15 protein-coding genes and 1 pseudogene are annotated in these 13,754 nt (G+C 72.1%); 6 read left to right on the top strand and 10 right to left on the bottom strand.

Annotation, left to right across the window (positions count from 1 at the left end; all coding sequences use genetic code 11):
* Both P1P75_RS32585 and P1P75_RS32580 read right to left on the bottom strand, forming a co-directional pair.
* The coding region (locus P1P75_RS32585; protein ID WP_319262373.1) for a serine hydrolase domain-containing protein at positions 1-1,014 on the bottom strand (1,014 nt) is incomplete at its 3' end.
* A gap of 56 nt (positions 1,015-1,070) precedes the next feature.
* Positions 1,071-2,423, bottom strand: a complete 1,353-nt coding sequence (locus tag P1P75_RS32580; RefSeq protein WP_319262371.1) for a multidrug effflux MFS transporter — start codon at positions 2,421-2,423, stop codon at positions 1,071-1,073.
* 89 nt (positions 2,424-2,512) lie between these two features.
* Here P1P75_RS32580 and P1P75_RS32575 point away from each other — a divergent pair, with 89 nt between their 5' ends.
* From P1P75_RS32575 to P1P75_RS32565, 3 genes are all read left to right on the top strand, one after another.
* Positions 2,513-3,508, top strand: a complete 996-nt coding sequence (locus tag P1P75_RS32575; RefSeq protein ID WP_319262369.1) for a Gfo/Idh/MocA family oxidoreductase — start codon at positions 2,513-2,515, stop codon at positions 3,506-3,508.
* 58 nt (positions 3,509-3,566) lie between these two features.
* Positions 3,567-4,187: a TetR/AcrR family transcriptional regulator gene (locus tag P1P75_RS32570; RefSeq protein ID WP_319262367.1), complete on the top strand. Its 621-nt coding sequence runs from the start codon at positions 3,567-3,569 to the stop codon at positions 4,185-4,187.
* 156 nt (positions 4,188-4,343) lie between these two features.
* Positions 4,344-5,069 carry a bifunctional DNA primase/polymerase gene (locus P1P75_RS32565; RefSeq protein ID WP_319262365.1) on the top strand — a complete coding sequence of 242 codons (726 nt, stop codon included), beginning with the start codon at positions 4,344-4,346 and terminating at the stop codon, positions 5,067-5,069.
* 84 nt (positions 5,070-5,153) lie between these two features.
* On the opposite strand, the gene P1P75_RS32560 is transcribed toward P1P75_RS32565, so the two are convergent.
* From P1P75_RS32560 to P1P75_RS32540, 5 genes and pseudogenes are all read right to left on the bottom strand, one after another.
* On the bottom strand, positions 5,154-6,164 hold the full coding sequence (locus P1P75_RS32560; protein WP_319262363.1) for a hypothetical protein: 1,011 nt from the start codon (positions 6,162-6,164) through the stop codon (positions 5,154-5,156).
* Positions 6,112-6,996 carry an iron uptake transporter permease EfeU gene (gene efeU, locus P1P75_RS32555; protein WP_319262361.1) on the bottom strand — a complete coding sequence of 295 codons (885 nt, stop codon included), beginning with the start codon at positions 6,994-6,996 and terminating at the stop codon, positions 6,112-6,114. Before efeU ends, P1P75_RS32560 begins: the two co-directional genes overlap by 53 nt.
* A gap of 3 nt (positions 6,997-6,999) precedes the next feature.
* Entirely contained in the window at positions 7,000-8,253 is a 1,254-nt protein-coding gene (gene efeB / locus P1P75_RS32550; RefSeq protein ID WP_319262360.1) for an iron uptake transporter deferrochelatase/peroxidase subunit, read from the bottom strand.
* A 74-nt stretch (positions 8,254-8,327) separates the two neighbouring features.
* Complete coding sequence (gene efeO / locus P1P75_RS32545) at positions 8,328-9,470, bottom strand: iron uptake system protein EfeO (protein WP_319262359.1); 1,143 nt, start codon at positions 9,468-9,470, stop codon at positions 8,328-8,330.
* Between the two features lie 232 nt (positions 9,471-9,702).
* Positions 9,703-10,064, bottom strand: a pseudogene (locus P1P75_RS32540) (iron chelate uptake ABC transporter family permease subunit); the annotation flags it as partial.
* A 160-nt stretch (positions 10,065-10,224) separates the two neighbouring features.
* Here P1P75_RS32540 and P1P75_RS32535 point away from each other — a divergent pair.
* Together P1P75_RS32535 and P1P75_RS32530 are read left to right on the top strand one after the other, a co-directional pair.
* Positions 10,225-10,869, top strand: a complete 645-nt coding sequence (locus tag P1P75_RS32535) for a PhzF family phenazine biosynthesis protein (protein WP_319262357.1) — start codon at positions 10,225-10,227, stop codon at positions 10,867-10,869.
* A 114-nt stretch (positions 10,870-10,983) separates the two neighbouring features.
* A complete protein-coding gene (locus tag P1P75_RS32530) occupies positions 10,984-11,199 on the top strand; it encodes a hypothetical protein (protein WP_319262356.1) in 216 nt (71 codons plus the stop codon).
* 72 nt (positions 11,200-11,271) lie between these two features.
* Here P1P75_RS32530 and P1P75_RS32525 read toward each other — a convergent pair whose 3' ends face one another.
* Both P1P75_RS32525 and map read right to left on the bottom strand, forming a co-directional pair.
* A complete protein-coding gene (locus tag P1P75_RS32525; RefSeq protein ID WP_319262355.1) occupies positions 11,272-11,919 on the bottom strand; it encodes a biliverdin-producing heme oxygenase in 648 nt (215 codons plus the stop codon).
* 164 nt (positions 11,920-12,083) lie between these two features.
* The gene (map, locus tag P1P75_RS32520; RefSeq protein ID WP_319262353.1) at positions 12,084-12,941 is read right to left on the bottom strand and encodes a type I methionyl aminopeptidase; all 858 of its coding nucleotides are present in this window, start codon (positions 12,939-12,941) and stop codon (positions 12,084-12,086) included.
* Positions 12,942-12,999: 58 nt separating this feature from the next.
* Here map and P1P75_RS32515 point away from each other — a divergent pair, with 58 nt between their 5' ends.
* A complete protein-coding gene (locus P1P75_RS32515) occupies positions 13,000-13,233 on the top strand; it encodes a hypothetical protein (protein WP_319262352.1) in 234 nt (77 codons plus the stop codon).
* A gap of 20 nt (positions 13,234-13,253) precedes the next feature.
* Here the strand turns inward: P1P75_RS32515 and P1P75_RS32510 are convergent.
* Positions 13,254-13,754 (bottom strand): hypothetical protein (locus P1P75_RS32510; RefSeq protein WP_319262350.1); only part of this gene is annotated, 501 nt, incomplete at its 5' end.

Here is a 13,754-nt window from a genome sequence, read left to right as displayed (position 1 = left end):
CCCCACCTCCCGCCGCCGGGGATGCACCGTGTTGCCCAGCAGCACCAGGAACGTGTCCGTCGACGGGTCGATCACCAGCGAGGTGCCCGTGAACCCCGTGTGCCCGGCCGCGCCCCGCCCCGCCAGTTCCCCCATGAACCACGCCTGGTCGATCGAGAAGCCCAGCCCCGGCGGGGTCAGCAGCAGCTCGACGAAGTCGGGTCCGAGGATCCGCGCGGGGCCGTACGAGCCGCCCGCCAGCAGGGCCCGGCAGAACACCGCGAGGTCACGCCCGGTCGAGAACAGCCCCGCGTGACCGGCCACCCCGCCCAGCGCCCAGGCGTTCTCGTCGTGCACCTCGCCCCGCAGCGGCCCCCGGTCCGCCTTCGCCCACGGCCGCCGCTGGTCCTCCGTGGCGGCCGCACCGGGGCAGGGGCCGAAGCCGGTGGAGGTCATGCCCAGCGGGCGGGTGATCCCGTCGTGGATCAGGACGTCGAGCGTGCGCCCGGTGAGCCGTTCCAGGAGGTGCTGGAGGAGCAGCATGTTCAGGTCGGAGTAGACGTACGTCCCGGGCTCGCTCACCGGCGCCTCGGCCCGCAGCAGCTCCAGCCGGCCGGCGTCGTCGGCGCAGTCGTACAGCGCAAGCTCGGGACGCAGCCCCGAGGTGTGGGTGAGCAGGCCGCGCACGGTGATGTCATGGGCGGACGCGGCCCGGAAGTCGGGCAGATAGGCGCCCACGCGCGCGTCGATGCCCAGCGTGCCGCGCTCGATCTGCTGCACCGCGGCCACCGCCGTGAACAGCTTGGTGAGGGACGCGAGGTCGAAGGGCGTGTCGACGGTCATCGGGACGCGGGACGCGGCCGGCAGCTCCACGCCGGCGCCGGCCTGCGGGTCGTAGCGCGCGTACCGCACCGCCCAGCCCGCCGCCTCCTGCACGGCGATGACGGGTCCGCGCCCCGCGACCACGACGACGCCGGCCGCCCAGGGGTGTGCCCCGGTGGTCAGTTCCTGGACCTCGCGCGCGAGGTGGCGCATCTCCTCGGGGTCGAGCCCGGCCCGTTCCGGGGTGTCGACCCGCAGCCTCGGTGCGCTCAGCTGTCCTCTCCCACTTCCGGCGTCGCACGAGCGGAAAGCTCGGAAAGCGCCTTCGCGGGAGCCTCGTCCTTCGCCGCCGCCCCCGTGTCCTTCCAGGGACGGCACATTCCCACGAAGAAGCCCAGCGCCACCACCGCGGCCACCAGTTGGACGACGGCCATCGGGACGGCCGTGTCCTCGCCGGCGACACCGACGAGCGGGGAGGCGACCGCGCCGATCGCGAAGGAGGTGGTGCCGAGGAGCGCGGAGGCGGACCCGGCAGAGTGGCGGACCCGCAGCAGCGCGAGGGTCTGGGCGTTCGGCAGGGTGACGCCCATCGCGGACATCAGCACGAACAGGGCGACCGACACCGGCACCAGCCCGGCCTCGCCGAACACGCCCGTCGCCATGAGCAGCAGCGCTGCCGCCGCCAGCGTGACGACCACGAGGCCGCCCGCCAGGACCCGCTCCAGGCTGACCCGGCCGACCAGCACCTTGCCGTTGATCTGCCCGACGACGACCAGCCCGACGGAGTTCACGCCGAACAGCAGACTGAACGTCTGCGGCGAGGCGCCGTAGATCTCCTGGATCACGAACGGCGACGCCGCGATGTACGCGAACAGCGCGGCGAAGGCGAAGCCGCCGGTCAGCAGATAGCCGGTGAAGGGCGGATCGGCGAGCAGCCGCCGCATCGAACGCAGCGCCTCCCCGACGCCGCCGGAGTGCCGCTCGGCGGCCGGGAGCGTCTCGGGGAGCCTGGCGGCGACGACAGCGGTCAGCAGGATGCCGACGGCGGTGAGGACCACGAACACGCCCCGCCAGTCCGTGACGCGCAGGATCTGCCCGCCCATCAGCGGCGCCACCACGGGGGCGACGCCCGAGATCAGCATCAGGGTGGAGAAGAAGCGGGCCATGGCCACGCCGTCGTACAGGTCGCGCACCATGGCCCGCGCGATGACGATCCCGGCGGCGCCCGCGAGGCCCTGGGCGAGGCGGAAGGCGATCAGCAGCTCCACGGTCGGCGCCAGCGCGCACAGCGCGGTCGCCACGACGTACACGGCGAGACCCACGAGCAGCGGGCGGCGACGGCCCCAGCGGTCGCTCATCGGGCCCACCACGAGCTGCCCCAGCGCCATTCCGGCCAGGCACGTGGTCAGCGTGAGCTGCACGGTCGTGGCGGGCGCGTGCAGCGCGTCGGTGACCTCCGGCAGCGCAGGCAGATACATGTCCATGGCCAGCGGGGGAGTGGCGGTCAGCCCGCCCAGCACGAGCGTGACCAGCAGCCCCGCCCGGCGCGCCGCCCGCGGCGGTGCCCCCTGCCCGGTCACGGCCGTCCGCGACACGTCCGGTATCGCCCCACCCTCGGCCATGTGGCCCCTCCCTCGGTGACGTCTGCGCCACCTATGCTCTCAGTTCGTACGGATGGTACGGACTACTGGGACGGCATGAGGGTGGGCGCATGACGACGGACACGGTGCGGTGGGGGATTCTGGCGACCGGCGGGATAGCCGCCGCGTTCACCGCGGACCTGATCGACCTGCCGGACGCGGAGGTCGTGGCGGTCGCGTCACGCACCGAAGCGTCGGCGGGGGCGTTCGCCGAGCGTTTCGGAATACCCCGGGCGTACGGCGACTGGGAGACGCTCGCCAAGGACGCGGACATCGATGTCGTCTACGTCGCCACCCCGCACTCCGCGCACCGCGTCGCCGCCGGCCTCTGCCTGGAGGCCGGCCGCAACGTGCTGTGCGAGAAGGCGTTCACGCTGAACCTGCGCGAGGCCACCGAACTCGTCGCGCTGGCCCGCGACAACGACCGCTTCCTGATGGAAGCCATGTGGATGTACTGCAACCCCGTCATCCGCCGCATGAAGGCCCTCGTCGACGACGGCGCGATCGGTGAGGTGCGGACCGTGCAGGCCGACTTCGGCCTCGAGGGCCCCTTCCCGCCCTCGCACCGGCTGCGCGACCGGGCCCAGGGCGGCGGCGCCCTTCTCGACCTCGGCGTCTACCCGGTCTCCTTCGCCCACCTGCTGCTGGGCGAGCCGACCAGCGTCTCCGCGCAGGCCGTGATCTCCGCCGAGGGCGTCGACCTCCAGACGGTGGCGGCCCTGTCCTGGGACTCCGGTGCGCTGGCCGCGCTGCACTGCTCCCTCGTCGGCGGTACGGGCGTCACCGCGTCGGTCACCGGCACCCGCGGCCGTATCGACATCCCGGCGGGCTTCTTCCACCCCGACCGCTTCGTCCTGCACCGGGCCGGCCGCGACCCGCAGGAGTTCACCGCCGACCCGGCCGACGGGCCCCGTACGACGATGCGGCACGAGGCGCGTGAGGTGATGCGCGCGGTGCGGGCCGGGGAGACCGAGTCCCCGCTCGTCCCGCTCGACGGCACCCTCGCCGTGATGCGGACCCTGGACACCGTCCGGGAGCGGATCGGCGTGCGGTACCCGGGGGAGTAGGCCCCGGCCGGACCCCGTGGCGAGACGGCCCGTCTCATGTTCTTGGTACCGTCGTCCCATGGTCACCCAACCCGGAAAGCCGGCCCCCGACACCACCCGCCGCAGCGAGCGGTCCCGGCGCGCCATCTATGACGCCGCGCTCGCCCTGGTGGCGGAGGTCGGCTACCCGCGGACCACCATCGAGGGCATCGCCGCCCGCGCGGGCGTCGGCAAGCAGACGATCTACCGCTGGTGGGGATCGAAGGCCGACGTCCTGCTGGAGGCGTTCCTCGACCTCAGTCACCAGGCCTCCCGCGAGGCGGGCGAGGACTTCGTCATCCCGGACACCGGTGACCTCGCCGCCGACATCAAGGCCGTGCTGCGGGCCACCGTCGACCAGCTGACGGACCCCCGCTTCGAGGCACCCTCGCGCGCCCTCGCCGCCGAAGGCGTCGTCAACGAGGAGGTCGGCCGCCGCTTCATGACCCAGCTCATGGAACCCAGCCTCCAGCTGTACGTCGACCGGCTGCGCGCCGCCCAGCGGGCCGGCCAGGTCCGCCCCGAGATCGACCCGCGCATCGCCCTGGAGTTCTTCATCTCCCCGCTGGCCCAGCGCTGGCTCCAGTACACGGGCCCGATCTCGTACGAGTACACCGACACCCTCGTCGACTACGCCCTGTACGGCCTCGCGCCCCGCTGACCGCCCCCGCTGACCATGGTGATGTCACGCTGCATCCCATCCGGCACATCCGTACCCCTCGCCCCACCTGCCCCTTTTGGGGCTCCGGACCCCCGATGCGCCAGATGGTGGGACCATAGGGCATGCTGTCCGCACCACAGCGAGGCGAGGGGATAGATGAGCGCGGAGTTCGACGGCCGGACCGGCAAGCAGGGCAAAATCTCCCAGTGGCTGCGGGGCCGCCGCCCCAAGGAAGCCGCCGACGACGGCGGCCGTGAAGACCTGCTCCTCGCCGCCGCCGCGGCCGGACTGCCGCTCGCGCCCGCCGCCCACCCGGTCTCGGGCTACCGCTGCTCCTGCGACCGCGTCGGCTGTCCGACGCCCGGCCGGCACCCGCTCTCCTTCGCCTGGCACACGCAGTCCACCACCGACCGCGCGCAGATCGAGCGCTGGGCCCGGCACCAGCCGCAGGCCAACTTCATCACCGCGACCGGCACCACCCACGACGTCCTCGACGTGCCCATGGACGCCGGCCGCGAGGCCCTGGAGCGGCTGCTCGCCGCCGGTGTCGAGGTCGGCCCGGTCGCCGAGAGCGACGACGGCCGCATGCTGTTCTTCACCCTCACCCGGGGCACCCCCGAGGACGAGGACGAGTGGTGGCCCTGCCAGCTGGACTGCCACCCCGAGACGATGGACGAGCACCCGGGCCTGCGCTGGCACTGCCGGGGCTCCTACGTCCTGGTCCCCCCGGCCCGCCTCCCCGGCGACGACGGCCAGGCCGTGCACTGGCTCCGAGGCCCCGAACACCCCCTGCCGGACCCCCTCACCCTCCTGGAGTCCCTGACCGACGCCTGCGCCAAGTACGCGGGCGAGGACCAGGCGACCTGGCCCACCCGCCACTGAGCGAGGGCGGCACCCCGCTCAGTCTTGGCGAGCCCCACTCGCTCCCTCGCAAGCCCTGCTCGCCCTGCTCGACCTTCGAGCGCCCTACTCGCCCTTCGCCGCCGTCAGCCCTTCGAGCCGGCTCGTCATCGACACCTTGCCCGCGCCGGAGGCGGCCGGCACCACGGCCATCTCGTTGGCGACGAACTCCATCGTCAACGACTGCTTGATCTCCCCGGTGGTCAACGCCCGGACGTTCCGGTTGGGCGCGGGCACCGTCGCCCCCGCCGCCGCCGTCTGCTTCACGTAGTGGTGCGTGGCGAAGAACACCACCGCCCCGCCGTCCGCCGTGCGCAGCGCCAGCGGCGCGAAGTCGCCGTTGCTCAGAGGCTCGTCGATGTACTGGGTGGCCAGTCCGGGCTTGCTGGCGTTCTTCGCCCGCGTGGCACGCAGCTCACTGGTGTACGCACCGTCCGCGAACGTGCCCCCGCCGTCCTTGAGGTACGTCGTGTAAGAGGCGCTCAAGCCGGCGGGCGAGCGCGTCAGTTGGGCGGTGTCGGCCGGCACGGCCTCGGCCCAGCCGTCCTTGTCCTTGGGGAACTCGGGCAGTGCGCCGGGCGCCACCAGCGTGAGGTACGCCGCCTGCCACCGCTCGGCCAGGCCGCCGCGGGTGAACACCAGCACCCAGCGCGCGTCGCCGCCCTTGTTGGCCTGCGCGTCGGCCACGAACCAGCGGGGCCAGCCGGGCTTCTCGGGAATCGTGTAGTTGACGTCGGTCAGCGTCAGCGGCGTGTGCCGCGGGTTGCCGTCCGGGTTGTTGACGCGACCCGCCTTCAGCCGTGCCGCGTCGATCGCGCCGAGCGCCCCGGTGGTGTACTCGGCGTCGAGGGAGGGGTCGTACGCCGCGTCCGCCTTGTTGTAGGCGGCCGTGAACTGCTCGACCGCCTTGGCGGCTTCGGCCTTCGTGGCGGCGGGGAGCACCTCGCGCTCCCCGTGCACCACGACACATCCGCTCGCCGTCAGCGTGACGGCGGCGAGCGAGACGGCGATCAGTGCGTCACGGTCACGTCCGCGGTGCCGCGGACGGCCGGTCGTCAGGCTGCGTTCCCTGGTCATCAGGTGCGTTCACCCTCCCCTTTCCGGAGGCGAACCCTACCGGGACGAGGAACAGCGCGAGGGTCGGCACCAGGTAGAGCAGCCACACCGTGACCTGGACGACGGTCGGATCGGGCTGGAAGTTGAACACGCCCTTCAGCAGCGTGCCGTACCAACTGTCGGGCGGGATCGTGCCGGTGACGTCGAAGGCCTTCTCCGTCAGACCCGGAACCCAGTCGGCCTCCTGGAGGTCGTGGACGCCGTACGCCAGCACGCCCGCCGCGACGACGACCAGCATGCCGCCCGTCCAGGTGAAGAACTTCGCCAGGTTGATGCGCAGGGCGCCGCGGTAGAACAGCCAGCCCAGGAGGACCGCCGTGGCCAGGCCGAGGGCGACGCCGATCAGCGGGCGCGGGGTGCCGTCACCGGCCGCGTGCACCGACGCCCACACGAACAGGGCCGTCTCCAGGCCCTCCCGGCCCACCGCGAGGAACGCGGTGGCGACCAGCGCGCCGGTGCCCATGGCGAGGGCCGCGTCCAGCTTGCCGTGCAACTCGGACCTCAGATGCCGGGCGGTGCGCCGCATCCAGAACACCATCCACGTCACGAGGACGACGGCCAGGATCGACAGGGAGCCGCCGAGCGCCTCCTGCGCCTCGAACGTCAGCTCCTGGGAGCCGAATTCGAGGGCGGAACCGAAGCCCAGCGAGAGCAGCACCGCGACGGCGATGCCCGTCCAGACCGGCTTCAGGGCGTCGCGGCGGCCGGTCTTGACCAGGTAGGCGATGAGGATGCAGACGACGAGAGAGGCCTCCAGGCCCTCGCGCAGTCCGATGAGGTAGTTGGAGAACACGGGCTAGGCCTCCTTGGCGAACAGGGTGCGGCCCCACCAGTCGTCCGCGTCCCGGACGCCGGGCGGGATCGCGAAGACGGCCGAACCCACGTGCTGGATGTACTCGTTGAGCGCGTCGGTCGCGAGGTTGCGCTGCACGGGGATGAAGCCCTCGCGCACGTCGCGCTGGTAGGCGAGGAAGAACAGGCCCGCGTCCAGCCGCCCCAGACCGTCGGTGCCGTCGGTGAAGGAGTAGCCGCGGCGCAGGAGCGTCGCCCCGTGATTGGTGTCGGGGTGCGCGAGCCGTACGTGCGCGTCCGGCTTCATGGCCTTCAGGAACGGCTCGTCGCGCTCCTTGGCCTTGCCGACCGGGGCGCCCTCGCCCTTGTCGCGGCCGAAGATGTCCTCCTGCTCCTGGAGCGAGGTGCGGTCCCAGGTCTCGATGTGCATGCGGATGCGGCGGGCCACCAGGTAGGAGCCGCCGGTCATCCAGGCGGGACCGTCCTTCTCGCCGACCCAGACGAACTTCTCCAGCCGGTCCGTCTCGGTGCCCGCGATGTTTCGAGTGCCGTCCTTGAAGCCCATCAGGTTGCGCGGGGTCTGCGCGTCGGGCGTGGTGGAGGAGGTCTTGCCGAAGCCGAGCTGTGACCAGCGGATGACGGCCTTGCCCATGCCGATCCGGGCCAGGTTGCGGATCGCGTGCACCGCGACCTGCGGGTCGTCCGCGCATGCCTGCACGCACAGGTCGCCGCCACTGCGGTTCGCGTCCAGGTTGTCCCCGGCGAACCTGGGCAGGTCCACCAGCGCCTCGGGCCGCTGCCCGGCGAGCCCGAACTTGCCGAACAGGGACGGCCCGAAGCCGATCGTCAGCGTCAGCCGGGACGGCTTGAGGCCCAGCGCCTCGCCGGTGTCGTCCGGCGGCGCCTCGGCGAGCCCGCCGTAGGCGCCCTCGCCCACCGCCCTGCCCGCCGTCATCTGCCGGGCGGCCCGCGTCCAGTCCTTCAACAGCTCGACGAACTCGGCCCGGTCGGTGGTCGTCACGTCGAACGCGGCGAAGTGCAGCCGGTCCTGGACGGGCGTGGCGATGCCCGCCTGCCGGGCGCCGTGGAAGGCGATCGCGCCGCCCGCCGCGGCGCCGGCCGGGTCGACGTCGCCTCCGGTGCGCGTCATCGCGGCAGCGCCGCCGGCCGCGGCGGCGCCGAGCGCGAGGCCCGCACCGCCCCAGCCGATCAGCGCGCGCCGGCTGGGCGCGGGTGGGGTGCTGTCCGTGTCCGTCATGTCGGTGAGGCCTTCCCGCTACTCGGCTACTCGGCTACTTGGCTACTCGGCTACTTGGCTACTTGGCTACTCGGCTACTTGGCCACGGCGGCGGCGAGCTTGGAGAGCGGCTCCGCGAGCGCGTTCACCGCGTCCGACAGCTCCTTGCGGCCGGCGGCGCCGACCTTGTCGTAGGAGGTGAACTCGTAGGACGACGTGTTCGGGCGGTACTTGTCGAGCAGCGTGTTCAGCGCGGTGAACTGCTTGTCCAGCTCGGTGACCAGCGCCGGGTCGTTCTCCTTGGCGACCGGCTCCAGCAGGTCGAAGGCCTTCTCGGCGCCCTCGACGTTGGCCTTGAAGTCGACCAGGTCGGTGTGCGAGTAGCGCTCCTCCTCGCCGGTGACCTTGCCGGTGGCGACCTCGTCGAGGAGTTCCTTGGCGCCGTTGGCCATCGACGTGGGGCTGATCTCGGCCTTGCCGACCCGCTTCTGCCAGTCGGTCAGGTCGGTGACGAGCTGGCCGGCGAGGGTCTTCTCCTCGGCGGTGATCTTCTTGTCCTGCCAGAGGGCCTTCTCCAGGCGGTGCCAGCCGGTGAACTTCTGCCCGTCCTCCAGGCCGTCCTCGCGGACGTCGACCTTCGGGTCGATGTCGCCGAAGGACTCGGCGACCGGCTCCGTGCGCTCCCAGCCGATGCGCGAGGGCGCGTACGCCTTCTTCGCGGCTTCCAGATCGCCCGCCTGGACCGCCTTCACGAAGGCCTCGACCTTGGGCAGGGTCTCGTCGGCCTGCGCCTGCGAGTAGGCCCGGTAGGCGGCCACGGCCTTGTCGAGGCGCGGGTCGCGCGCGGCGGCCGCGCCGCCGCCGGTGACCTTGAGGTCCTGGCGGATGCCGTCGCCCTTCATGCCCGGCTTGCAGGCGATCAGGTAACTGCCGGCCTTCACCTCGGCGGTGACCCGCTGCTTGGTGCCGGGGCCTATGTTCTCCCGCTCGGTCACCACCCGGTCGTCGGGGAAGAGCAGGTAGACCTCGGTGACCTTGGAACCCTTGTTCTCGATGGCGAGTTCGACGTGTCCGGCCGCGATCTCCTTGGTGGTGGTCTCGCACTTGTCGTCGGTCGCGGTCACGCCGATCACCCGGTCGCCGGCTCCGGCGTCGCTCTTCTCGGTGCAGCCCGTGACGGCGGTCAGGGCCGCGACGGCGGCGGTGGCGGTGGCGACGGAGAGTCTGGCGGCGCGCATGAGGGCTCCCAGCGTGGCTGAAAAATTACGTGACAGGGTTCACAGGTCTCAGTGAGGCTTGCCTAACTTATCCAAGGCTTACCTGCGTAATACCCTCCCGGACCGTGATTCACCTCTCATGGACGCTGTAAGAGCACGACCCGATCACGGTGGCTAAAAACGGACCCCATGGTCCGGTCAAGTCCCTCCACAGAGAAGCCAAAGGGAGTTCAAAGGTCGCGGCGCGGGGTCACGTGAGGAGGCCGGCGGCGAAGGCGAACGCCGGCACCGTCCCGACCCCGACCCCGACCCCGAACGCGGCGACCGCGCCCACGGCCGCGCCGGAGGAGACCCGATGACGCCGGGCTCCGCGAGGGGATTGCCGAACACGCCCTGCATCAGGGCGCCCGCGCAGCCCAGTGAGGCGCCGGCGAGCGGCGCGAGCACGATCCGCGGGAACCGTACGTTCCACAGCACCGACTCGGCGACCCGGTCCAACGCGGCGCCGCCCAGACCGGTCCGGGGCTGCACGGACGACAACACGTCGGCGAGGGGCACCGGAGAGGCCCCGAGTCCGGCGGCGGCCGGCACGAGCACGAGCAGCCCGAGGACCAGCCCGGCCGGGCTTCTTGAGGGGGCCGACGGCGACCGCGGCCTCCGCGGCGGGCTCGGAGGGCTTGTCCAGGACGGTCATGCGGAAGCTCAGGTCAGCCACCTGTGCCCGCTACCTGGTCAGGGCGGACGGCACCGCCCCGGGCAGTGCTTCAATTCCCCGGTGACTGATTACGACGTGGTCCGCGTGTTCTGCGCACCGAACGGCGGATACGGCAATGAACTCGGCGTCGTCCGCGAGGGATCGGTGCTGCCCGACCGCGACGACAGGCAGGCCCTCGCGGCGAAACTCGGCTTCAGCGAGACCGTGTTCGTGGACGACCCCGAGCGCGGGGTCATCGACATCTACACGCCCACCCTGCGGCTGCCGTTCGCCGGGCACCCCTGCGTGGGCGCGGCCTGGCTGCTCGACGTGCCCGAACTCGTCACCCCCGCCGGGGTGGTGGGTGCCCGCCTGGACGGCGAGTTCAGCTGGATCGAGGCCCGCGCCGAGTGGGTCCCGCCGCGCACACTCCGTCAGTACGCCTCCGCCGCCGAGGTCGACGACCTGCCCGTGCCGCCGCGCGGCGAGTGGATCTACGCCTGGGCCTGGGAGGACGAGCCCGCCGGACGCGTCCGGGCGCGGGGCTTCCCCGGCCGCGACGACGGCATCGACGAGGACGAGGCGACCGGCGCGGCGGCTCTGCTCCTCACCGACCTGCTCGGCCGGGCCCTGAACGTCACCCAGGGCGCGGGCTCCCAGATCCTCACCGCCCCCCAGCCGTACGGCTGGGTCGAGATCGGTGGCCGGGTCCTGCTGGAGCGCTGACCCGGCGCGGTACCGATGGCAGGGCGCACCCCCGTACGGGTGGAGCCGCGTGTGCGCCGGGCGGCGAACGGGGACCTCTGGGCGTGATCACTCAGTCACGTTGAGAGGAGCACCATGCGCATCCGTTCTGCCCTGGCCGCCGTCGTCCTGGGCGCCGCCCTCACCGCCGCGGGCGCCACCAGCGCCGGCGCGGCCGACCGCCATTACGAGGGCGGCGACGACCACGTCGTCTGCAGCCCGTACTTCGGCGGGATCGACACGTCCTCCAGCGACCTCTTCTGGGGCGGCGCCCACTGCGGCACCGACGTCGACTACGGCCTCAGCGACTGACATGGCTCCGGGCCCCCGCGCCGGCAGGCGAGGGGGCCCGGCCCGTCCGGCCGCACCGCACGGCGCGGTGGTTCACGCCGAGAGCGGGAACTCCTCGCCCAGCGCCCGGAACACGCCCGTGTTCAGGGCGAACGCCTTCCTGCACTCCGCCACGATCCGCTGCTTCTCCAGGTCGTCCGCGCGCACCGCGTCCAGCAGCTCCCGGTACTCCCGCTTGAAGGCGGCCGGGTTACCGACCTCCTCGAAGACGTAGAAGCGGACGCCGTCGCCCTTCTTCTCGAAGCCCCACGCCTTCTCGGCCCGGTCGCGGATGATCTGCCCGCCGGAGAGATCGCCGAGGTAGCGCGTGTAGTGGTGGGCGATGTACCCGCCCGGCCAGGACCGAGCGCACTCGCGCACCCGCTCCGCGTACGCCCGCGTCGCCGGCAGCGCGGACAGCCCGGCCCGCCATCCGGCACCCCGCAGATGCGCCAGGTCCCGCTCCAGCGCGTGTCGGCGGAACAGCTGCGGGCGTATGAAGGGCCCCGCCACCGGATCCGACGCCAGCCGCCCGGCCTCGGCCTCCAGTGCCTCGTACACGAACCACAGCTGCTCGGTGTAGCGCGCATACGCGTCGACGCCGAGCCGGCCGCCGAGCAGGTCGCTCATGAACGTGGAGGTCTCGGCCTCCACGTGCTGCTCGTGGGACGCGGTGCGGATGACTGTCGAGAAGGAGTCCATGACCCGAGTTTCTCTGGTTAGGGTTACCTAAGTCAATGTCTTGCCGACCTGCTGTCGGTAACCTTTCCGACAGCGCGTCGGTAAAAACCTACCCGGACACCGAAAAGCCCGCCCTCCGGGAAACGGAGAGCGGGCCGGGTCGGGTCGGGGCAGTGGTGGTCGGCTCAGGGCAGCGTGAGGATCTCCGCGCCCGTGTCCGTGACCACCAGCGTGTGCTCGAACTGGGCCGTCCGCCTGCGGTCCTTCGTCACGACCGTCCAGCCGTCGTCCCACATGTCGTACTCGTGCGTCCCCAGCGTCAGCATCGGCTCGATCGTGAACGTCATGCCGGGCTGGATCACCGTCGTCGCGTGCGGGCTGTCGTAGTGCGGGATGATCAGCCCCGAGTGGAACGACGAGTTGATGCCGTGCCCCGTGAAGTCCCGCACCACCCCGTACCCGAACCGCTTGGCGTACGACTCGATGACCCGGCCGATGATGTTGATCTGCCGGCCCGGCCGGACCGCCTTGATCGCGCGCTCCAGCGACTCCCTGGTCCGCTCCACCAGCAGCCGGCTCTCCTCGTCGACATCCCCCACCAGGTACGTCGCGTTGTTGTCGCCGTGCACCCCGCCGATGTAAGCCGTCACGTCCAGGTTGACGATGTCGCCGTCCCGCAGCACCGTCGAGTCCGGGATGCCGTGGCAGATCACCTCGTTGACGGACGTGCACAGGGACTTGGGGAAACCGCGGTAGCCCAGCGTCGACGGATAGGCGCCGTGGTCGCACATGTACTCGTGCGCCACCCTGTCCAGCTCGTCGGTGGTGACGCCCGGCGCGATCAGCTTCGCCGCCTCCGCCATGGCCCGCGCGGCGATCCGCCCGGCGGTGCGCATCGCCTCGATCGTCGCGGGCGTCTGCACCTCCGCCCCGGAGTACGGGGCCGGCGCGGGCTTGCCGACGTACTCGGGACGACGGATGTTTCCGGGCACGGAACGGAGGGGGGACAGCTCCCCGGGCGCGAGCAGCGACTGGCCAGACATGCCAGCGAGTCTAACCAGCGCCGGTGGGGGAACATGACGGTGGCGAGAGGAGCTGGTCATGGCCCTGTTCAAGAAGCGCACGGTCGGCAAGCCGGGCGAGTGGTACTACTGCCTGGAACACAAGAAGGTCGAGGAAGGGCCCGAGTGCCCGGCCAAGGACCGATTCGGCCCCTACACCACCCGGGCGGAGGCCGAGCACGCCATGCAGTCGGCCCGCGAACGCAACCTCGAATGGGAGAACGACCCCAAGTGGCACGACGCCCCCGCGTCCGCCACCGGGGACGACGACTGATCCGACAGCCCCCACGGCTGTCACCAGGGGGCCGGCGGCGGTGCCGTCAGGGACTCCGCCAGCCTCGACAACCTGTCGCGCAGCCGGCGGCGGCCCCTGGAGGGCACCGCCTGCTCGCCCGCCGCCGCGCTCACCAGGTGCTGCACCGTGTCCAGGTCCAGCTCCGAGCCGTCCGGCACCGCCAGGATCTCGTGGGCCAGGCCCGTCAACTCCCCCTCGCCCGGACCGAGGGCCAGCACGGTCACTCCGGCCCGCCGCGCGTCCGACACCCGCTCCAGCACGGGCACGTCCCCCTCCGGCGACACCACCAGCAGGGTCTCGCCCCGGCGGGCCGCCTCGATCCGGCCGAGGCCCACCGCGAGATGCGCCGGGTCCGAGGGGCGGGCGCCGTGCCGTACGAGCGTGGGGGCCAGCTCCGGCGTACCGGACCAGGCGGCCTCGTCCACCAGGTGGGCGGCCAGATGCCACGGCTCGTACGCCGCGGTGCCCACCAGCAGCAGCCCGCCCCCGTGTGCCACCAC

Origin of the sequence: Streptomyces sp. ID05-39B (assembly GCF_033794725.1) — a bacterium.
Classification (GTDB): Bacteria; Actinomycetota; Actinomycetes; order Streptomycetales; family Streptomycetaceae; genus Streptomyces; species Streptomyces bobili.
The sequence above is the reverse complement of the archived record's forward strand: the minus strand, read 5'-3'. Positions and strand labels throughout refer to the sequence as shown.